Genomic DNA, 20,898 nt, shown 5'->3' with positions numbered 1-20,898 from the left:
AGGGCCGTTCCGGTCGCTCAGGGTAGATCGGGAAAAATCCACTGAGCGAGCGGGCCCCTTGGCGTAGCGGGCCAAACGCGGTGAGCGGGTAGGGACCAAAGACGGCTTCTGACGCCAAGGCGACCTAAGGGATGTCAGCTTCTAGGCAACTAACTTCCAACAGCGACCGCTCGATAACGAGGATAGGGTTAGACCGTTGGCTGATATCGCAACGCCAGTTGCTGGACGTAACGGCTGCGCTTGAGTTAGTTATGCTTGCTGACGTCGGGGTGAAGCTATGGGTAGAGCTTGGATCGGCTGGGTTGCTGTGGGCATTTTGGCCGGATCAGCGCCGAACGCCCTTGCGGCGGTCTCCCAAGTTCAGGCCGCGCCCCAAGAGGCGGCCCAGGGCGACGCTACAGTCGCTCTGACCTATGCGGCCGCTCAACAACGTGTTCGCTCCAACTCCAGTCTCGGTCGCGCTGCGGGCTATGGGATGCAGGCCGCCAGGGCTCAGGCGGATGTGGCTGCCGGGCTGAATCGGCCGACCGTAGCGCTCGATGCTCAGTTGATCCGTTATCGCAAGACATTCGATCTCTCGCTGGGCGACACGCTGGACCGCGCACAGGCCGAGCTCGGCGCCGCCATTCCTGGGCTCATCTCGGATTTGCCGGGTGTGCCGGGTGACGTGTTGCAGAGTATCGGCCAGCGGCTGGAAGCGGCGCTTCCCGAAATTTTCGCCGCCTTGCCGCAAGACGTCCGATTGCAGGTCGACGACACGACCTTTCGCCCCACGGTGACCGCGCTTCAACCGATCTACACCGGCGGCGCGATTCCAGCTCTCCGGCGAGCGGCGGCGGCCAATGTGGAGCTGGCGCAGGCGAAGCAGCAGGAAGCGGTCAGTCTGGAGGACGTCAATCTGGCGCGGGCGTACTTTGGCCAGGTGCTGGCCGCCGAAGCGCTGAAGATCGCACGCGAGACCCGTGACGGCTTCGATCTGCATTTGCGCAACGCTCGACTGTTGGAATCGCAAGGCGTGCTCAGCCACGCCCAGACGCTTCAGGTCGAAGTCGCCCGCGATGCGGCTCAGCGGCAGGTCAACAGGGCCGAACTGGAGCACGACAACGCCGTGGCGTCCCTCGCCAGGATTGTTGACACCAATGGCGCCGTCGTTCCGACCACGCCCCTGTTCGTAAACCGTGACCCAATCGGTCCAGCCGGCGTGTTTCTTGACCAGGCAAGCCAGGCGAACGCTCGCCTTGCGCAGGCTCAAGCCGGGCGCGATCTGGCCGAGGCGGGCGCCGATCTCGCGGCGTCACGAATGAAGCCGTCCGTCTATGCATTCGGAACCTACAACCTGAACCCAGACGACGCTCTGCCGACCGAGCCGGATTGGGCGGTTGGGATCGGCGCCCGTTACACTCTGATTTCGACGGTGGATCGACGACGCATGCTGGGCGCAGCGCGCGCTCAGGCCTCGGCTGCTGCAGAGGTGGAACGACAGGCCCGAGACGACGCCCGATTGCTGGTCACGCGAGCGTATAATCAGGCGGAGTTGGCGCGTCGTCAGTTTCTGAGCATGGACAGCAGCCTAGAGGCCGCCAGCGAGAATCTTAGAGTTCAGGAGGTTGGGTTCCGTGAAGGCGAGGCCACAGCCGCCTCGGTCGTGGACGCCCGCAATCTTCTGGGGGCCGCGCGTTTGCAACGCGCAGCAGCAGCTTACGAATATGATCTCAGCCTGGCCGCCTTGCTGGCGGCGTCGGGAAGCGATCTGACCTTGAACGACTATCTGCAACGCGAAGACCGGATAAGCGCGCCATGAGCGAGACGCCTCCCTTTGCCGATGCCCCGACAAACGGTGCGCCGACGATCGCGGCCAGTCGTACGTCTGCACGGCGACGTATTCTGCCTGTGATCGTGGGCGTCGGCCTCGTACTGCTGATCGGTTTCATCGTCGTGGGCCTCTTCCTGGCGGCCCGTCCTGCCAAGGATCAGGTTCAGGGCATGGTTGAGGCGGAGACCTTTACCGTTGCGACCAAGGTGCCCAGCCGCGTGGAGCGCTTCCTGGCGTCAGAGGGCGATCAGGTGAAGGCAGGTCAAGAGTTGGCTCTGATGAGCAGCCCCGAGGTTGCAGCAAAGGAGGCTCAGGCCCGGGCCCTGCTTCAGTCGAGTGAGGCCATTCAGTCGATGAGCCGCGAAGGCGCTCGCCGCGAGGATGTGCAGTCGGTCGAGTCCGTCTGGCGCGCCGCCCAGGCGACGGCTCGTTTGGCGGACCAGACTGCGCGGCGGGCGGAGAACCTGTTCGCCGAAGGCGTGATTTCCGCCCAACGCCGTGACGAAGCCGTGGCCGCTCGCGCTGCTACAGCCTCGCAGTCCGAAGCCGCCCGTCAGCAGTATCTGAAGGCGTTGGCAGGGACACGACCGCAGGAAAAATCCGTTGCCGACGCCAATGTGCAAGGCGCGCAGGCCGCCGTCGCCGAGGTCCAAAGCCTCCAGGGTGAGACACGACTGCTTGCGCCAAACGACGGCGAGGTTGCGGAGCGTTTCGCCAATGTCGGCGAGCTCGTGCTCACGGGCGTGCCAGTCTTCACAATCGTGGACATCGGCGACCCCTGGGTTACCTTCAGTGTGCGCGAGGATCAGTTTCGCGATCTGAAAATCGGCGCGATCGTGCGTGGCGATGTGCCCGCACTCGGCCTCGCTGACGTGGCCTTCCGGATCACCGGCATCAATCCTCAGGGCGAGTTCGCCACCTGGCGCTCAACCCGGCAGTCCAGCGGCTATGACGTGCGAAGCTTTCAGGTCAAGGCCAAGCCTGTTCGACCTGTCAGCGGCCTGAGGCCTGGCATGAGCGTGCTGTTCGATTGGTCGGCACGGTGAGACGCCTCGCGGCCGTCTTCGTATCGGCCGTTCGGGACGAGGCACGCGTCCTGGTGACCCGACGGTGGGACGCGTTCGTCGCCTTTGGCCTGCCGCTGATCCTGCTGATGGTCATCGCGGCGATGCTGGCCCCTGGAGTGATCCGTCAGGCCCCGGTCGCCGTGGTCGATCAAGACAATTCGGCCTTCAGCCGCGCCGCAATTCGCAACATGGAGGCGAGCGCCGGTGTTCGCGTGACCCATGCTCCGGCGACGATGACAGAGGCCATGGCCTTGATGCGACGGGGCGAGATTTACAGCGTCGCTCATTTTCCAGCAGATTTTTCTGACGGGGCGTTTCGTCGGCCGGAACAGGTGACCGTGTCGTTCAATGGCGCCTTCCAGACGGTCGGCGCCTTGTCGGCCTTGGGGCAGAGCGCGGCCATCGCATCAGCGGCCGGCCAGCAGTTGCAAGAACGCGCGCGCCAGAGAGGATTGCCCGAAACCGCATTGCAACTCCCCGCTGTCCAGGTGTCGATCGTCGGCAATCCGCAGCTCAGCTTCGAGCTTTTTCTCGGCGGACTTCTGGCGCCGGGGGTCCTTCATCTGCTGGCGGCTTGTTCCGCGGTGTTGGCGGTTGGTCGGCAAATGCAGGGTGGCTCTTTCAAGCACTTCGAGGCCGAGACGAGCGGCTTCACGACAACAGCTCTGATCGGGCGACTCATTCCGCACTTCGTGGTCTTCAGCCTGTGGGGGTTGGCCTGGATCGCCTGGCTCAGCGGCGTCCGGGGCTGGGGTGTAGCAGGCTCTCTTCCTTTGCTGATCCTTGGCATGCTCGCCTTGATGGCGGTGAGCGTTGTCTTGTCGGCTTTTCTGGTCGCCGCGCTTGGCGAGGTGGATATGGCGTTCTCGGCCACCGCCATCTATTCGGGTGCGGCCATCGCCTTTTCCAACGGCACTCTGCCGCTGGACCATGGGCCGCGCTTCGCTCGGATCTGGAGCGATATTCTTCCCTATACGCACTATCTACGGCTGCAGACGGGCCAGCTGGTCGCGGGTGCGACTTCCGCATCGGCATGGCGAGACTTGATGATTCTGAGCGGCGTCACCGTGCTCGGTCTGATCATTTCGGCGCTTTTCATCCGGGTACGAGCGCGTCTTGTCCCCAAGCCGGAGAATTTGAACTTTCCGCTCCCGCAACAGGGCGTTATCGCCGCCTTCGCCGCGACGTTCCGGAACCTGCCGCGTGCGCGGCCGGTCAGCAGTCTGCTGATCCTGGCCGTCGTCCTTTACGCCTTTTACTATCCGGCCGCCTATGCCGGACAGGCCGCGACGGGACTGCCCATCGCCATAGCGACACCGACGCAGACAGCGCTGACGCGCACTCTTGTCGAAGACCTGAATGCGTCGCGCGAGATCGAGGTCGCCGCCGTGATTTCATCCCCTGCTGAGGGCTTTGAACTGATGCGGCGCGGCGTGGTCGACGGGGTCGTCGTCCTGCCTCAGCGTTTTGAGGCCGATCTGCTCAGGGGGGCGCCGACGGGCGTGGCCATCTGGCTGAACGGCGGCTATCTGGTTCGTGTCACGGCTGTCGGCAGAGCCGTCGCCGCCGCAACAGCGCAGGTCGCCGAGGCGCAGTTGAAAGGGCTGCCTGATATCGCCCGCGCCGTCAGATTGGCGCCGACCCTGAAGCAGGTTTCCCTCTTCAACCCGACGGAGGGCTACGGCGGTTACGCCGTGCCGGCGGTTAGTTTGATCATCCTGCAGCAGACGCTATTGCTGGGAGCCGGCGTGATCACAGCCGTGCGTCGAGAGACCGGCGCGGCTAGGCTGAAACGCAGCGCGCGCTTGGGTCTGTGGCTGGCGCTTACGGCGATTGGGACAGCCTCCAGCCTCTTCTATTTCGGTTTCGTGTTCTGGTTTCAGGACTATCCCCGAGCAGGCAACCTGATCGGCGTCCTACTGCTGGCGCCCATATTTTCAGCGGCGGTCGCCGCTGTGGGTCTGCTTCTAGGCGCGCTTTTCGATCGCCATGAACGGGTCTTGCAGGTTCTGGTCGGCACTTCCGCGCCCTTGTTCTTCCTGTCAGGCGCTGCGTGGCCGCATTTCATGATGCCTGAAGGTCTCGTCTGGCTCGCGCATTTTTCACCGTCCACCGCTGCCGTTCAGGCCTTTGTTCGCCTGAACGCCATGGGCGCCAGCCTTTCAGAAGTCTCAGGTTTGGCAGCCATTTTGACAGGCCTTGCCTTCGTCTATGGCGGCCTGTGGGTGGTGGGTGGACCAGCGCGTTCTGACCTGCGTCGATGACGTCGGGCGCGAACAAATCAGTTAGCTAGAGAGAAACAAACTCTATCTCGACATCGAAAGGGATGGCGACACTGCGGATATCGGTTCCTATCCCGCTTTGGCTGACGTTCGCGCTATCCATCGAAGCTGAACTGTTCAAACATCGGCGACGGGCTTAGAGCAGAACTCAGCAAGCAACCAGTAACCAGACCCACGTCGAGCTTCTAAGTCGCGTTCTTGCAACGCCGACAGTGGCCGCTTCTGGCCCAAAGCAGCTAAATTAGCTTTCAGTGTACATCTGGAAAAACGCACTGAGAGGGCTAGCCTAGGGTTTCGCCGATTGGGCGGCTGGCGAGGGCATGATGGTTGCGAGAAGTCTCGAAGAGGTTCGGGCAGCGTTTAAGGATGATAAACTAGCGGCTGCTTTCGGGCGTCGCTTCATGGGAGCTTACGCTGCCAGCGCATTTGGCGTCATGCCGAAGAGAGAGATCGATCTGGCGATCTTCTCATTCCTCCTCCAAAACGATGTCGTTGACGCCGATGGATCGATGTATCGGCTCGCTAGAGCTCTGAACATGACGCCGGCGCGGGCTCGGTCTTTGCTCTTCGAATATCAGCTTCGAAACGTGTCCGAGGCTGACACCGATCATGCCGTGATGATGGCACTGACTACCTCCAAATATTGGAAGGATGGTGCCAACGTCAGTTTCGGCATCACGTCTCCGCTCGTGAAGGCAGCGATCACCGGCAAGATGCAAGATCGCGGCGTTTTTGCCGACGTCTCTCTGAGCGGCGACATTCTCAAGATCGATCCCAGCCATTTCGCCGAGGTGTTGAATAGCCTCTTGCCGACCTCTCGGGCGGAGCAGCTGGCGAAGCATCTCAAGAGGAAGGGAGTGCTCAGTCAGAGCGAGCTTCGTATTGCTCTGAGTGCCGTGCTCACAACGAGTGCCAATGAGTTGGTGTCCAAGGGGGCCTCCGCCACGTTCGACGGGGCGCTCAAAGGCATCAAAGCCATTATGACCGGCGAAGGCGACCTGTCCGAGCTTTCTGGCATGCTAGGGAGTGCGCTCGATGCGATGTGAGTTCATCTGGGCGCCTGCACTAAGCGATGTCGGCTTGGTGTAAATCCCGGCTGATGCACTGAGTGATTTGTCGTCTGGGTGTACATCCGGAAAAGTACACTGGGCAGCCGCAAAGGGGGGGGGGTCATGAGAGGGGATCTTCGGACGGTCCGCTTCCTGGATTTCCGGAACGGGTAGACTCTCCGTTACTCCAGATTGGCGAAGCGCGCTCGGTGACGAATCCCCTTACCCAAATCGATCTACGCAAACGGCGTGACGCTGGAAGGCTGGCCCCATGACCCTGTTCGACGACCTGAAGCGCACTCGAACTGAAGAGGACGTCAAGGACGCCTACATCAAGGCGCTTGGCCTGAAAGGCTATTCTAAGAACCTCGTCGACATTCAAACCGAGGAGATTTGGTTCGAGGCGAAGGACGCGCCGAAGCCCTCGATCGAGATGTTCGCGCAGCTTCTTTTCTACATCCGCGCTGCCCGGAGACGTGGCGAAGCGGTTCCGGCCTTCCTCGTTGTGATAGACCGAGCGAAGGCCGCGATAATGTCGACCGAAAAAGCGCTTCCGCTTCTGGATGACAGGACGATCGTCTGGCCGAAGTCTGGTTCGGGCGCTGGCGCAGAGTTGGCAGCGCAGATCGCCCCCTACGTCCAAACTCACATTGTCGAATACGAGATCGCTCACGACGAAGACGCGTTCATCAGGGCGATTAAGGACGCTATCCGCGAACATCGTATCATCCGAACGTCGATCACGCCCGACAACCTTCGCCAGGTGTTCGACCGTTGGGTCGATTTGATCGGCAATGAACTCGGCGTAGCAAACCCAAGCGACCTAGCCGTCCTGTTTTTCGCCGACATCATGCACGACGGCGATCGGGAGGCGATGAACAACCTACCGGCGCGTCTTTTGATGACGGCGTCGGGTCCAACCTTCTTGCTGAATGGCCAGACCTACGAGCTGGCTAGCAAGCGGGGCTACAATAACTTCTGGGCAATCTATCACCGTCCGCCGGAACAGAAGCACCGTCACTACCTTCTCGAACGCCGCGACAGCCTGCTTCCTGTCGATGAGCAGAAGTTCAAGGGGGCTTATTATACCCCACTTCACATCGTCGATAAGGCTTATGACCAGATCCTGGCGACCTTGGGACCAAACTGGCAGGACCGCTATTTGGTGTGGGACATGTGCGCTGGCGTCGGCAACCTCGAAGCCAAGCACAGCAACCTCCGCAACGTGTTCATGTCGACGCTCGACCAAGCCGATGTGACGATCATGAAATCTAACCCTGCTTTCGCTGGCGCTGAGATATTCCAGTACGACTATCTCAACGACGACGTCACCGATTTCGGCCAGATCGACTACGCCCTGTCGGGGAAAGTCCCGCAGGCACTGCAGCAGGCAATCGCCGACGCTCGAGAGGGCAAGAAGGGGGCGAAGCCAATCCTAGTTCTAATCAATCCGCCTTATGCGGAGAGCGGGTCGGGCATTGCACGCGGTGATGAGAACAAGATCGGCGTTGAGAAGACGCGCATCAACGGCTGGATGCGCGAGATGAAACTCGGCTATGCGAGCAAGGAATTGTTCGCCCAGTTCCTGATCCGAATCCGACAAGAGCTGCCGAAGGCGACTCTCGCCATGTTCAGCACGCTTAAGTACGTAAACGCACCAAATTTTGAGCCATTTCGGACAGCGTGGAAAGCCGAGTATCTCAGTGGTTTCGTCGTACACAGCCGATCATTCGATGGCCTTAAGGGCGAGTTCCCGATCGGCTTCCTGATCTGGGATCAGGCTAACAAGGAACCGATCAGCGACATCGCAACAACCGTCCTAGACCGTCGGGGCGCACTCATCGGCGAAAAGACGTATGTTGTGCGTCCGACGTCCTCGCTTTTGAACGCTTGGATACCTTCGCCGAAGGCACGTGGCGAACTAGCGCTACCGCTGTCCAACGCGCTTACTCCATCAAAAAATCCGCGAAAGAAGCGCTCATTTGAAGGCGCTCTGGGACACCTATTCGCGAGTAATAATGACCTACAGAATGCGACTACGGGTACGTGCCTGACTTCGTCAATCTATACTGGCAGAAATGGTGGCGGAGTATTTGTTTCGCCTGACAATCTGGCCTCGGCAGCTGTTGTGTTTGCGGTCCGCCGCCTCATCAAACCGACATGGCTCAACGACCGAGACCAGTTCCTACAACCCACTCAGCCGCTGTCCGATGAGTTCAAATCCGACTGTCTCGTTTGGATGTTGTTCAACGGCGGCAACTTGACTGCCGGGGCCGACGGCCTTCACTGGAACGATCAGGACTGGTCGCTGACAAATCACTTCATCCCCTTCACCGAGGCACAAGTCGGGGTTGCGGGTCGTTTTGAGTCCGATTTCATGGTCCGGCGGCTGCAGAATACAGCCCTCTCGGCTGAGGCGCAGGCTGTTCTTGATGAAGGACTCAAACTGTGGCGGCGCTTTCACGCCATCCAGTTCCCTCGCAAGATCCGCGAAGAGCTTAAACTCGGTCGTCCTGATGCGGGTTGGTATCAAATTCGCCGTGCCCTCGACGCCTACGGCGATGCTGAGTTGACAGACTTTGAGCCGTTCAAACGCGCATACGCAGCACTGTCGGCCAAGCTACGCCCGATGGTTTTCGAGTTAGGTTTCCTTCCGAAGTAGGTGGCCGGCCGAACAACGATCCGGTGCCGCAACTCACTTACGGAGCCAGCCCGGCGCTGAGTGCACATTGAGACAAATGCACTGAGCGTGACGCAGCCAACCCGCCGCTGAGGCAGATACCCCTGCGGCGGATATCGCTCAGCCTATCGTAGGCGAATTCAACACCATGGCAGCGGTGTTGTGACTCCGGCGGCATTGCTCCAATGATCATCTATGCGCTCTTTAGCGCGCTTAATGCGGCGCGTCAGTTTGCTGATAGCAACATTGAACGGAATAAGCGCCTCTACCGCCGTCGGTGCAGCACACGCGTAGCGGATGGAGAGATGCAGCAACGCGTATACCGTCCATTCCGAGACGATGCCATGCTCCTCGCGCCAGTCATCGACTAATTTCGTCAACTCGCGGACTTGAGCCGGCAGCGGCCCATAGGTGCGCTCGATTTCATCGTTCAACATGGCGCGGATTGCCTCGTATTCGTCAGTCCAATGTTTTTCCTGCCCATGCGCGTCAGCGGAAACTGCTACCGCGTGCCTTAAAGTCTTCACCAAACTGCTGGAGAGATCGAGTAAGTCATCCTTCGCGTTATGCCGCATGCGGTTCGGATGCTTTCTGGGTTTGCGCTCAACGTGTAGCCGTTCAATCGTTGCCCTATTGCCTCCCTTTGTTGACCCCTTCTTGGCTTTGAAGTTGATCGTAGGGCTGGCTCGGACTTGGTCTGGGGTCGAGTGGATAGTGGCGCGAGGTGGAAGTTTCGGCGGCTTGGTTGTGCGTACCATGATGCGTCTTTCGGCTTATTAATATGGTTGTCGTGGCTGCCCGGGGCTGTTGACTGGGTTACTCAACGGCAAACGACGAGAGATCAGTGCCGAAAGATCGCGGCTGCGATTTCTGCGCCGATTTCGTCGAAAGCCGGAGGGATTTCCGCCAGGTGGTGTTCTTCAGTTCGTAGATTGCCTCGATTGGAGGTCCACCAAGGCGGGTAATCGCATGATCGATTGCTCGGTAAGCAACAGAGACGATTGGAGCCCACCCTTCGTCATCTTCTATTTTTGCGATGTCAGACCTAACGTCGAAGAGACTGCCAAGGGAGTCTCGCGCTTCCATCAATATGTAGAGGGCTCGTGCCGCAGACTTTTCTGTTTCGTGCGTCATTGTCGTAGTTGCTCCTGCTAGACGAGCACGGCCAGATTTTGGGCGTGACTCATCGCTTGTTGAAAGTGGCTGGGAGCGCGGCGGTCGGCTTTTGCCTGTCTTCATTTTCCGAGGATTAGCCTTCCCCGGATTGGCCGCCGATGGTTTCCCCAAAGGGGAGAGGGCGGCCCTCACGCTGAGAGCAAGTTCACCCTGAGAGGTGTCTCAGTCAACGAATTTCAGCAGAACTATGCGAGATATTTGCGTAGTTTGAATAAAATTGCCTCGACCAATACAGTATTTCAAGTCCGTCAGATTTTATAGGGGCGCATATCTACTAGGTAGAAATGTTTGCTCCGCAGGTTCCGGGCGGGATGTATATCTTAGCTATCCTAATGCGAAAATTATACGTTAGGTGTCAGAAGTATAAGCGCGATTCAATTGATGGCGCCGCTCTTAGTGCACATTAAGAGAAACGCACTGACGGCCAGGGGAGGGGCGTCCGCTTCTGACTGAGGCTGTGTGAAAACGCGTCCGGATCGAGCGAATTAGGTTAGCCTTCTGAAGTCAGCAGGAGGTGGGTATGAGCCGCTTCGTTCAAGGTGCAGATCGCCGGCAGCCGACGCTGCTTCCCGAGTGTCTCGACGACTATGTGGCCGAGGATAATCCGGTCCGGGTGGTCGATGTGTTCGTCGACGAACTGGATCTGAAGGGCTTGGGGTTTGAGGGCATGACGCCGGCGGCGACGGGGCGTCCGGCCTATCATCCCGCGACGCTGCTGAAGCTCTACGTCTACGGTTATCTGAACAAGGTGCAGTCGAGCCGGCGGCTGGAGCGCGAGGCGCAGCGCAACGTCGAGCTGATGTGGCTGACGGGGCGGCTGGCGCCGGATCACAAGACCATCGCCGACTTCCGCCGCGAGAACGGCGCCGCCATCCAGGCGGCGTGCGCGCAGTTCGTGGTGCTGTGCCGCCAGCTGGGCCTGTTCGGCGCGGCGCTGGTCGCCATCGACGGGTTGAAGTTCAAGGCGGTGAACACCCGCGACAAGAACTTCACCGCCTACAAGGTCAAGCGGCGGATCGAACAAGTTGCCGAGCACATCGCCGGTTATCTTCAGGACTTGGACACGGCGGATCGTCACGAGGGCGAAGCGGCAGAGGCGCGGTCTGGAAGACTGGTCGAGAAGATCGATCGGCTGCGCGACCAGATGGCGATGCTCAAGGCCATGGAGGCCGAGGTCGAGGCGTCACCCGACGGCCAGGTCTCCCTGACCGATCCCGACGCGCGGGCCATGGCGACGTCGGGTCGAGGCAGCGGCATCGTCGGCTACAACGTCCAATCCGCCGTCGAAGGTGAGCATCACCTGATCGTCACCCACGAGGTGGTGATGACCGGCAGTGATCGCGAGCAGCTGGCGTCGATAGCGGGCAAGGCCAAGGACGCGATGGGCGTCGAGGCGCTCGATGTGCTGGCGGACCGCGGCTACTTCTCTGGCGAGGCGATCCTGGCCTGCGAAGCCATGGGCGTGACGCCCTACGTTCCGAAGCCGCTGACGTCAGGCGCCAAAGCGGCGGGCCGCTTCGGCAAGCAGGACTTCGTCTACCTACCCGATCAGGACGTCTATCGCTGCCCGGCCGGAGCACTGCTCGCGCATCACATGACGACCGTCGAAAAGGGGCTGACGTTGCACCGCTACTGGGATCGAGCCAGTTGCACCGGCTGCCGCCTGAAGCCTCAGTGCACGCCCAGCGTCGAGCGTCGGATCACCCGCTGGGAGCATGAAGCCGTGATCGATGCGCTGCAGGCCCGGATGGACCTCGCCCCGCGCGCCATGCGCACCAGACGACGGCTGGTTGAACACCCCTTCGGCACGATCAAGGCATGGATGGGCCACACCCACTTCCTGACGAAGCGCCTGCCCAACGTGAAGACTGAGATCAGCCTCCACATCCTCGCCTACAACATGAAGCGGGCGATGGCGGTGCTCGGAACCAAGCCCCTCATGGAAGCGATCAGGGCCTGAGAAGGAGGCGCTCCGGCCTCAATGCCGCTCGCGCACCGCAGCAGCTCAGTACGTTTTTACACGGCCTCGACTCAATAGAGACCTTCACAGCGTCTGCTAAGGGTAAGGGCTCTACCGGCCGACGAGGCGGCCTATAGTGATAGCCGGACGATCTGCGGTGTCCATTACGCCAGCGATGTCGAGGCCGGTCGCATCGTGGGCGCCGCGCTGTTCGCTGCCCTGAAGGCGGACCCGACGTTCCAGGCAAACTTCGCTACGGCGCGCTTGGAGCTGCTTCGCGAGAGAAGGCTGGCAAGATGAAATCGCGGTGTCAGGCGTCGGCAAGTCGGATAGCTTTCCGGAGCGGCGAGCACTCCTGCGCGACCATCCGTGCCCAGCCCCATCAGATCCGAGGTCGGATGAACAGTCGCGAGACTGTGCAGACCTCGTCGTCAAAGCGATGCGGCAATGTCGTCGCCTCGACATCGCGCCATCGTAGGCACCTCCCCAACTTAGCCGAATCTGGGGGATCAGATGTCCACGACCACATTGAAGACGCGACTGCTGGCCGCAGCGACCCTGACGAGCGCCATGACGGCAGGATCGGCCGCCTGGGCGCAGGAGCCGGCGCTGGTCAACAACGTGGACGACGTCATCGTCACCGCGCAGCTGCGTGAGCAGAAAACCATCGACGTGCCCTTCGCCTTGACGGCCTATTCCGGCCAGTTCCTGGAAGACTTGGGCATTCAGGAGTTCGAACAGCTGTCTGCCTTCGTGCCGGGCTTCCTGGTGCAGAACCAGTCGCCAAACAATCCAGGCTTCGTGATGCGCGGCATCACCTCCGATTCCGGCGCGGCGACCTCCGAGGCCCGCGTGTCTGTGTTCCAGGACGGGGTATCGATCTCCAAGTCGCGCGGTTCCTATGTCGAACTGTTCGACCTCGAGCGGGTGGAGGTCGCCAAGGGGCCGCAATCGACCCTGTACGGGCGCGGCGCCCTGATCGGCGCGGTTAATCTGGTGCAGAACCGCGCGCGTCCCGGCGCGACCGACGCCTATGCGAATATCGAGGCCGGCAACGAAGGCTATCGCATGGTCGAGGGCGCGCTGAACCTGCCGGTGGGCGAGACCGCAGGGCTGCGCCTGGCGACACGCCTGAAGACCCGCGATGGTTCCGTCGAGAACCTGCTGGGCGGCGACGATTTCAACGCGATCGAGACCCGCGCCTTCCGCCCGTCCGGCGCCTGGACGCCGTCGGACGCGATGCGGTTCGACGTGATCGGCAACTATCAGAAGGACAACGCCTCGGGGACGTCGTTCAAGTCCGTCGCCTATGCGCCGGCCGATCCGAACACCGGCGCCGTCCTGGGCGGCAAGGAACCGTGGGAGGGTGCGGCCCTGACACGCGGTGCGGCGTTCGACGGCGGCAAGGCGCTGGGTCTGGACCGCGAAGTCTGGGGCGTGACGGGTCTGGCGCGCATCGACCTGAACGCCGCCTGGACGCTGAACGCGACCACGGCCTATCGCGCGTTTACCAACTACGAGACCTTCGACGCCGATGGCGTGTCCCTCCCGCTTTTGACCGCCGCCGAGGACACGCATGGCGAACAGTGGAGCCAGGACCTGCGTCTGGGCTTCGACAACGGGGGTCGGCTGACCGGTTTCGTCGGCGCCGGCTGGTTCCAGGAAGAGGGTTATCAGCGCACTCCGACCCAGTTCGATGAACGCCTGATCCTGGCGCAGCTGTCGGGCCTGCTGGACGGTTCGCCTGCGACGGTCGGGGACAGGACGTTGCCGCTGGCCGCCTATCCCGCCATCGCCCAGGCTGCGCTCGGCGGTCTTTTGACGCCGCTGGGCGCCGGAGCGTTCGCCGCGCCCATCGCCGCCAATCTGAAGTCGGCGCACATCGAGACCCCGACCAACCGTTCGGAGCTGACGTCCTACGACCTCTTCGCCGACGCGACCTACGCCTTCACCGACCGGTTCGAGGTGTCGGCAGGCCTACGTTACACCCGCGACGACAAAACCACCGGCTTCGCCAGTTCGGTTCAGAGCCGCTCAGCCCTTGGAGCCCTGCTGGCGCTTCAGGCCGGCGCCATTCCGGCGGCGCAGGTTCCGACCTTCCTCGGCGCCCTGGCGAACCCGGCCTATCTCGCCATTCCCGCCAGCGCCTTCCCCCTGTTCGGCCTGATCTCGCAGCCGACCGCCAACAACGGCGACTTCGCCGATTTCGACTCCAAGGACGACGGCGTGACCTGGCGTCTGACGGCGCGCTACGCCTTGACGGACGACACCAACGTCTACGCCAACTATGCACGCGGTCGTCGCCCGGAGGTCATCAGCGCCTCGGCGCCGTCGGAGCCGCTAGGTTTGCCCCGGTTCGCTCCGGTCGAGGCGGAGACGGTCGACAGCTATGAGATCGGGGCCAAGTCGTCGTTGCTGGGCGGCCGCCTGCGGATCGACGGCGCGGTCTTCCTGTACAACTACGAAAACTTCCAGACGACGGTGCAGCAAGGCACGACGTTCATCGTCACCAACGCCGGCGAGGCCAAGTCGTATGGTTTCGAAACCCAGGCCAACTTCGCCGTCACGCCGGACTTCGACCTGTTCGCCACCTATGCCTACAACCACTCGCGGTTCGAGAACGGCATCTATGACGGCAACCAGTTCCGCCTGTCGCCGGACAATGCCGTCTCGATCGGCGCGACCTGGCGTCTGCCGGTGTCCGGCGGCGCGATCGTGGTCCAGCCGACCTACACCTGGCAGTCCAAGGTCTTCTTCAGCGACGACAATGACATCCCGGCGCTTCAGAGCCGCAACATCGTGCGCGACCTGATCCAGGACGAGTATCAGGACGCCTACGGCCTGCTGAATCTGCGCGTTCGCTACACGCCCGACTCGGGCGCCTGGGGCGTCGAGGCCTTCGGCGAGAACGTGGTGGACGAGGACTACATCAAGGACGCCGGCAACACCGGCGACGGCCTGGGCATGCCGACCTTCATCGCCGGACGGCCCGCGTCGTACGGCCTCATATTCAAGCTCAAGCTGTAAGGGTTCGACGATGAACATGGATCGCCGCAGTCTTCTTGGGTTGCTCGGCGCGGGGGCGGCGTCGCCCGCCGTTGCGCAGGACGCCAACACCGGATCGGTCGCCTTCCTGCACGGGGTGGCCAGCGGCGATCCCGACACGCGCTCGGCCGTCTTCTGGACCCGCGTCACCCCGGCCGATCCGTCGGTCGGGGAGGTCGCCGTCGTGCTGGAAGTCGCAAATGACGCCGGGTTCGGCGACATCGTTCGTCGCTCGACCGGTCTTCGCGCGCGGGCCGAGCGGGATTTCACCGTCAAACACGATCTGGACGGCCAGGGCCTGGAGCCGGGACGCGACTATTTCTATCGCTTCGTCGCCAATGGCGTGATCTCGCCGGTCGGCCGGGTGCGGACCCTGCCGGAGGGGGCGACCGCCGATCTGGCCTTGGCCGTCGTGTCGTGTCAGCTTTATCCCGGCGGCCTGTTCAACGCCTATGACGCCCTGTCTAAGCGGGACCGGCTGGACGCCGTCATCCACCTGGGCGACTACATCTACGAATATGGGGCCGAGCCGTCCGCCTATGGCATGAGTACGGGCGCGGCCCTGAACCGGATTCCGCAGCCGGCGCACGAGATCGTCATCCTGGCCGACTATCGGACGCGGCACGCCCAATACAAGACCGATCCCGACCTTCAGGCCGCCCACGCCCGCGCCGCCTTCATCTGCGTATGGGACGACCACGAGGTGGCCAACGACGCCTGGATGACGGGCGCGGAGAACCACCAGCCCGAGACCGAGGGCGACTTCGCGACCCGCAAGGCGGCCGCGCTTCGCGCCTATTACGAATGGATGCCGATCCGCGAGCCCAAGTCGGGCGCGCTCAACGCGGCGATCAACCGCAGCTTCGATTTCGGCGACTTGGCCACCTTGGCGATGGTCGAGACGCGGCTGCTGGCGCGCGGCGAGCAGATGACCTTCGCAGACATGCCCAAGACGGCGGCGGGCGGGCCGGACGTCGCGGCGTTCGAAGCTCTGCGTCAGGCGCCGGATCGCGATCTCCTAGGCGAGCGCCAGCGTCAATGGATCGGCGAGACGCTAAGCCGCTCCAAGGCGGCCGGTCGTCCGTGGCAGATCATCGGCAATCAGGTGGTGATGGCCAAGGTCAAGGGACCGGACATCTCGCGCATGATGCCGCCGGAGCAGCTCCAGCAGATGGTCGCCTCCTTGCCGGAAGACGCTCGGCCGCAGGTCGCGGCGGCGATACAGCTGTTCAAGCTGGGCTTGCCGTTCAATCTGGACAGCTGGGACGGCTATCCGGCCGGGCGCGAGCGTCTGTACGAGACGTTTGCGGCGGCGGACGTCGCGCCCATCGTCCTGTCGGGCGACAGTCACGCCTTCTGGGTCAACGAACTCCACGACAAGGACGGCGCGCGCCGGGCGGTGGAGTTCGGCACATCCTCAATCTCCAGCCCTTCGCCGGGGGACCATGTGGGCGGCCTGCCGCTGGGTGCCGCGCTGTCGGCGGCCAATCCCGAGGTGAGGTTCTGCGACCAGACATCGAAGGGTTATGTGATGCTGAATATCACGCAGGATCGGGTCGTGGGCGAGCTGTGCGCCGTGTCCACCATCGCGGCCAAACCCTATGAGCTGAAGAGGGCGAAGGCCTTTGCTGTCTCGCCGACGGGCGGCCTGACAGAACTCTGAGCGCTCCAGTGTGCAACAACGCAGCGCGCCTCTGTTGTAGCGGGCCCGTCTGGAGGCCGCGAAGATTGCAGCCTGCCCTGGAGCAACGCAGCTGACGTCTGCGTCTCGAGAAGGCGCCAATGTCCGCTGCTGGCGCATCTAGGTTGTTTGGAGCGTATTTTGAGGAGGGGGGTGTTGATCGTGGGAGGTGGCCATGAGCCAGCCCGATCTGTTTCGTTTACCCCGCAAACCCTGGAACGCTGGTCGAATGACCGGTGCGAAGGCCCCACTCAAGCCAAAGCACATCTGGGCGATCCGTCAGCACCTGAAGTCCGTTGGATCGATACGGGATCTTGCGATGTTCAACATCGCATTGGACGCCAAAAGGGCACGCCCTACGCCGACCGCGGCCTGAGCGACACAAGCTTGTCGGACGACCAGCTGCTGGACGCCATCGCGGCGCATCCGATCCTGATGAACCGCCCCATTGTCGTCTCGCCCCTAAGCGTCAAACTTTGCCGCCCGTCCGAGACGGTGCTGGACCTGCTGCCCCCGGAGGGACTGAAACCCTTCACCAAGGAGGATGGCGAAGTCGTTATCGACGCCGACGGGCGCCGTGTGCGCAGATGAACCGCCTTCGCGATCTGCCTGATGCCAGCCATCTGCCGGCGCTCGATGCGGCCTATCTTTCGAATACGCCGGCGCTGGGTCTCGAAGCCGGTGATCCCCCGCCCCGCATCCTGCTGCTTTATGGCTCGCTGCGTGAGCGGTCCTTCTCACGCCTCTGCGTCGAGGAGGCGGCCCGCCTGCTTCGCCACATGGGGTGCGAGACCCGCATCTTCGATCCGTCCGACCTGCCCCTGACCGATCAGGTGGCGGGCGACGATCATCCCGCCGTGCACGAGCTGCGTGAGCACGCCTCGTGGTCCGAGGGCATGGTCTGGTGCAGCCCCGAACGCCACGGCCAGGTATCCGGGATCATGAAACTTCAGATCGACCATCTGCCGCTCAACATCGGCGGCATGCGCCCCACCCAGGGCCGCACCCTAGCCGTCATGCAGGTGTCTGGTGGCTCCCAGAGCTTCAACGCCGTCAACACCCTGCGCCTGCTCGGGCGCTGGATGCGGATGATCACCATCCCCAATCAATCCAGCGTCGCCAAGGCTTTCACGGAGTTCGACGATGCAGGCCGGATGAAGCCGTCGGCCTATTACGACCGCATCGTCGATGTCATGGAGGAACTGGTGCGGTTCACGGTCCTGACCCGACCTCATGCCCACATGCTCGTTGACCGCTATTCCGAGCGAAAGGCTGGCGGATTACCGGCTGATGCCGCTGCGGATCTTTCAGCAATCGCGGTCGCAGAAAAATGAGCGCCTTCCCCAGCAATTTTGTAGCGCCTAAAAGCTGAACCAGCACGTACTCTACTAAAGACCTGTTCCGAACAAATCAGTGTAATAGCTGGATGGATGTAACACTATTTGGTCTTAAGCGCGGCTGATAGAATCGATGAGATTATTGCATTCCGACCAGAGTTCTTTTGTGACGATTGGATGGACGGAAACTGAGCTGGCAGCTGCTTGAGCATCCACGTTATGGTGGTGTTTACAGTTCCCTCGGTACAACCCCATAGACACTGGATCTTGAATTATCCGTTTGACCTCCGCAGGGGTGAAGCGCTTCTTCCTGCGTAGTCGTCGACCTCGACTGTTCAAAGACGTCGTGACTTCGGCCAAGTCCCGGAGGGAGGCGAAAAGGGTGTACATCTCAAGGCGGATGGGCGCCTCAAGGGGGTGAGGCTCTAAACGGCCGTCGCTCCACCAAAACCCAAATGGTGCTGCCGCAACGCGCTGAACCGGGGCGGGAGAGTAAGAGATAAGTTGATTTCTGGCGTCGCTGCCGTTGATTGACGCACGCCACATCGCAGTCGCCAGCAAGACGTTCGCAAACGCCTGAGCGCCGGAACGATCAGTATCCAGGTTATCGTCAGTCAAAATTAGGCGCCCGCCAGCAAGGCCAATAGCGCTCGCTAAGTCTTGAAGTTCAGAGTGCGAGCGCGCGACGGTCGAAAGACTGGGAGCAATAATCGCGCCTATAACGCTCCGTTTGAGATCGCTTATCACCCGTTTGCGAACTATATTCCGGTCTGTAGGGATGTCTAAACAACCGTACTCTCGAACAATAACGAAATTATTATTCGCCGCAGCCTGTTTGAGCGGAAGGGGTATAAAAGACCGATCTTTTTCGTCGGATGTAAACCACACACAGCATCTCAAGAGAACTGGCGTCGCAGAAAACGTTATCGGGTCAATCATCGCCGCGTTCGATAAGTGGATTTTCAGCTTACAACAGGGAACGACCGATTGATCCTGATCAATATTGTCGCACCGACATGCTGCTAAAAATAATCTTGTGACAAATATGAAAAGATTCCACAGTAGACGGAATATTCGGAAATTGAGGCAAGCCTTATTGTGGTTTACGGTGCCAATGGTGGCAACGATTACAAATTAAAATGATCAGGCCCAAGACGGAAAATAGAATCTGTCAACATCGTGTCATGAGTCTATTACAATAAAAGCATAGGTCGATAAGGAGGGGTGCTGGACTGCGTCAAACCGATGCGCAGTGACCCGCGGACAATCCTAGGGGATCTCTATGCTTCGCTTGACCAATATCCTTTTGGCTGGAACCTGCGTTCTGGCTCTTGCTGCATGCGGCTCCGCAGAGGTCGCCTCGCCGGGCGAAGGCGATTTCGGCGGCGGGAGCGGCGGCGGCGGCGGAACGACCAACCCGCCTCCTGGCAACGGTACTCCGGCGAGCGATTGCCCCACGGGATTTGCCAATGTCGGCCTGATCGCCAACGGCACGCTGCGGGTTTGCCAACTACCGCAACAGATTCTCGGCTCGCTGACCGTACCGCTGCGCGCGGGAACCATCTATTCGATCTCGGGTCGCACGGAAGTCGGCACTGACCGAGGACCTGACGCCGCCGCCCCGACTCCAGGTTCGACGCAAGGCATCTTGACCATCGAAGCCGGCGTCAAAGTCTTCGCTTCTGGCGGAACCGACTATCTGTTGGTCAATCGCGGCTCGCAAATCTTCGCTGAAGGCACCGCGACCAGCCCGATCATCTTTACGAGTCGGCAGAATGTCGAAGGCGCCACGACCCCGACGTCGCAAGGGCAGTGGGGTGGCCTTGTCATCGCCGGTCGCGCGCCGACTGCCGTCTGCCCCGTGGGCGTCACGGCGCCGAACGCAGCCTGCGTCGGTCAGATCGAAGGCACCAGCGCCAACTACGGCGGCAACAGCCCGGCCGACAACTCGGGCCGCCTTCGCTATGTTCAGGTCAACTATTCTGGCTTCGAGATCTCGCCGAATAACGAGCTGCAGGCCCTAACACTGGCCGGCGTCGGATCGGGCACCACTGTCGATCACTTCCAGTCCTACAACTCGTCGGACGACGGCATCGAAATCTTCGGCGGCAACGTCAACCTCAGGTATCTGGTCATCAACGGCGCGGACGATGATGGTCTGGATACCGACACCGGCTGGCGCGGTGGCGCGCAGTTCGGCATCATCACCCAGAAGCCAACGGCCGTGACCAACGGCAGCCGTGGTTTCGAATGGTCGGCCGCGCCGTCGGGTACGACCTACTTCGCCCAGCCGAAGGTTTCGAACTTCACCATCGTGGGACGTAACGCCGCTGTGGCGGCCGACGCGATCATTACACTGAACACCGGCACGTCGCCGTCGATCATCAACTCGGTCTTCACCAACCCGACCACCTCGGCGGCGGCTTGCCTCGACATCGACGACGCGCAGACGGTGACGAATGCGCCGATCTTCCGCTCGGTCTATTTCGCGTGCTCGCGTCCTTATGAGAACGACAGCAACGTGAACGCGGCTGCGACGGAGGCGGTGTTCATTAACGCCACCAACGTCAACAACACCGCAACCGGCACGTCGACCATGACGGCCCCGGCGGGGGCGACCATGACGAACAACGGTCTGACCTTCATCAACGGCGCCAATGAGACAGCGGTCACGGCCGCCAATGCGCCTGCGCTGTATCCGTTCTTCACCTCGGTCACCTACATCGGCGCCGTCAGAAACGCTGCCGACACCTGGTACCTCGGCTGGACCTGCGGTTTGGCTGCCGGTTCGACCTGCTGATGACGAAA

General features: G+C 61.5%; 13 protein-coding genes and 1 pseudogene. 12 read left to right on the top strand and 2 right to left on the bottom strand.

What is annotated here, in order from left to right; translation table 11 throughout:
* Positions 1-277 precede the first annotated feature (277 nt).
* From JX001_RS11445 to JX001_RS11425, 5 genes are all read left to right on the top strand, one after another.
* Positions 278-1,801 (top strand): TolC family protein, encoded by a 1,524-nt coding sequence (locus JX001_RS11445; RefSeq protein WP_205681121.1) that lies wholly within the window; start codon positions 278-280, stop codon positions 1,799-1,801.
* The gene (locus tag JX001_RS11440; RefSeq protein ID WP_240893508.1) at positions 1,798-2,859 is read left to right on the top strand and encodes an HlyD family secretion protein; all 1,062 of its coding nucleotides are present in this window, start codon (positions 1,798-1,800) and stop codon (positions 2,857-2,859) included. The genes JX001_RS11445 and JX001_RS11440 overlap by 4 nt, the downstream gene beginning before the upstream one ends.
* Positions 2,860-2,912: 53 nt before the next feature.
* A complete protein-coding gene (locus JX001_RS11435) occupies positions 2,913-5,144 on the top strand; it encodes an ABC transporter permease (protein WP_241004622.1) in 2,232 nt (743 codons plus the stop codon).
* Between the two features lie 338 nt (positions 5,145-5,482).
* The gene (locus tag JX001_RS11430) at positions 5,483-6,208 is read left to right on the top strand and encodes a hypothetical protein (protein WP_165116497.1); all 726 of its coding nucleotides are present in this window, start codon (positions 5,483-5,485) and stop codon (positions 6,206-6,208) included.
* Between the two features lie 274 nt (positions 6,209-6,482).
* A complete protein-coding gene (locus JX001_RS11425; protein WP_205681120.1) occupies positions 6,483-8,873 on the top strand; it encodes a hypothetical protein in 2,391 nt (796 codons plus the stop codon).
* 158 nt (positions 8,874-9,031) lie between these two features.
* On the opposite strand, the gene JX001_RS11420 is transcribed toward JX001_RS11425, so the two are convergent.
* Positions 9,032-9,649, bottom strand: a complete 618-nt coding sequence (locus JX001_RS11420; protein ID WP_165116501.1) for a hypothetical protein — start codon at positions 9,647-9,649, stop codon at positions 9,032-9,034.
* Positions 9,650-10,587: 938 nt separating this feature from the next.
* Here JX001_RS11420 and JX001_RS11415 point away from each other — a divergent pair.
* From JX001_RS11415 to arsH, 6 genes and pseudogenes are all read left to right on the top strand, one after another.
* On the top strand, positions 10,588-12,027 hold the full coding sequence (locus JX001_RS11415) for an IS1182 family transposase (protein WP_241004621.1): 1,440 nt from the start codon (positions 10,588-10,590) through the stop codon (positions 12,025-12,027).
* Positions 12,028-12,540: 513 nt separating this feature from the next.
* The gene (locus JX001_RS11410) at positions 12,541-15,054 is read left to right on the top strand and encodes a TonB-dependent receptor (protein ID WP_165116505.1); all 2,514 of its coding nucleotides are present in this window, start codon (positions 12,541-12,543) and stop codon (positions 15,052-15,054) included.
* A 10-nt stretch (positions 15,055-15,064) separates the two neighbouring features.
* Positions 15,065-16,735: an alkaline phosphatase D family protein gene (locus JX001_RS11405; RefSeq protein WP_165116507.1), complete on the top strand. Its 1,671-nt coding sequence runs from the start codon at positions 15,065-15,067 to the stop codon at positions 16,733-16,735.
* A gap of 193 nt (positions 16,736-16,928) precedes the next feature.
* Positions 16,929-17,129, top strand: coding sequence for a recombinase XerD (locus tag JX001_RS16320; protein WP_165118647.1), 201 nt, complete (start codon positions 16,929-16,931; stop codon positions 17,127-17,129).
* Positions 17,093-17,344 (top strand): annotated as a pseudogene (locus tag JX001_RS11400) (ArsC/Spx/MgsR family protein); the annotation flags it as partial. The gene JX001_RS16320 and the pseudogene JX001_RS11400, both read left to right, overlap by 37 nt.
* A complete protein-coding gene (gene arsH / locus JX001_RS11395; protein ID WP_165116516.1) occupies positions 17,341-18,087 on the top strand; it encodes an arsenical resistance protein ArsH in 747 nt (248 codons plus the stop codon). The pseudogene JX001_RS11400 and the gene arsH, both read left to right, overlap by 4 nt.
* A 114-nt stretch (positions 18,088-18,201) precedes the next feature.
* On the opposite strand, the gene JX001_RS16480 is transcribed toward arsH, so the two are convergent.
* Entirely contained in the window at positions 18,202-18,480 is a 279-nt protein-coding gene (locus JX001_RS16480) for a recombinase family protein (protein WP_350354494.1), read from the bottom strand.
* 892 nt (positions 18,481-19,372) lie between these two features.
* Between JX001_RS16480 and JX001_RS11385 the strand changes: the two genes are divergently transcribed.
* A complete protein-coding gene (locus tag JX001_RS11385) occupies positions 19,373-20,890 on the top strand; it encodes a beta-helix domain-containing protein (protein WP_165116520.1) in 1,518 nt (505 codons plus the stop codon).
* The last annotated feature ends 8 nt before the right edge of the window (positions 20,891-20,898 follow it).

Source organism: Brevundimonas fontaquae (assembly GCF_017086445.1).
Taxonomy (GTDB): domain Bacteria; phylum Pseudomonadota; class Alphaproteobacteria; order Caulobacterales; family Caulobacteraceae; genus Brevundimonas; species Brevundimonas fontaquae.
This window is presented reverse-complemented; position numbering and strand designations above follow the sequence as displayed.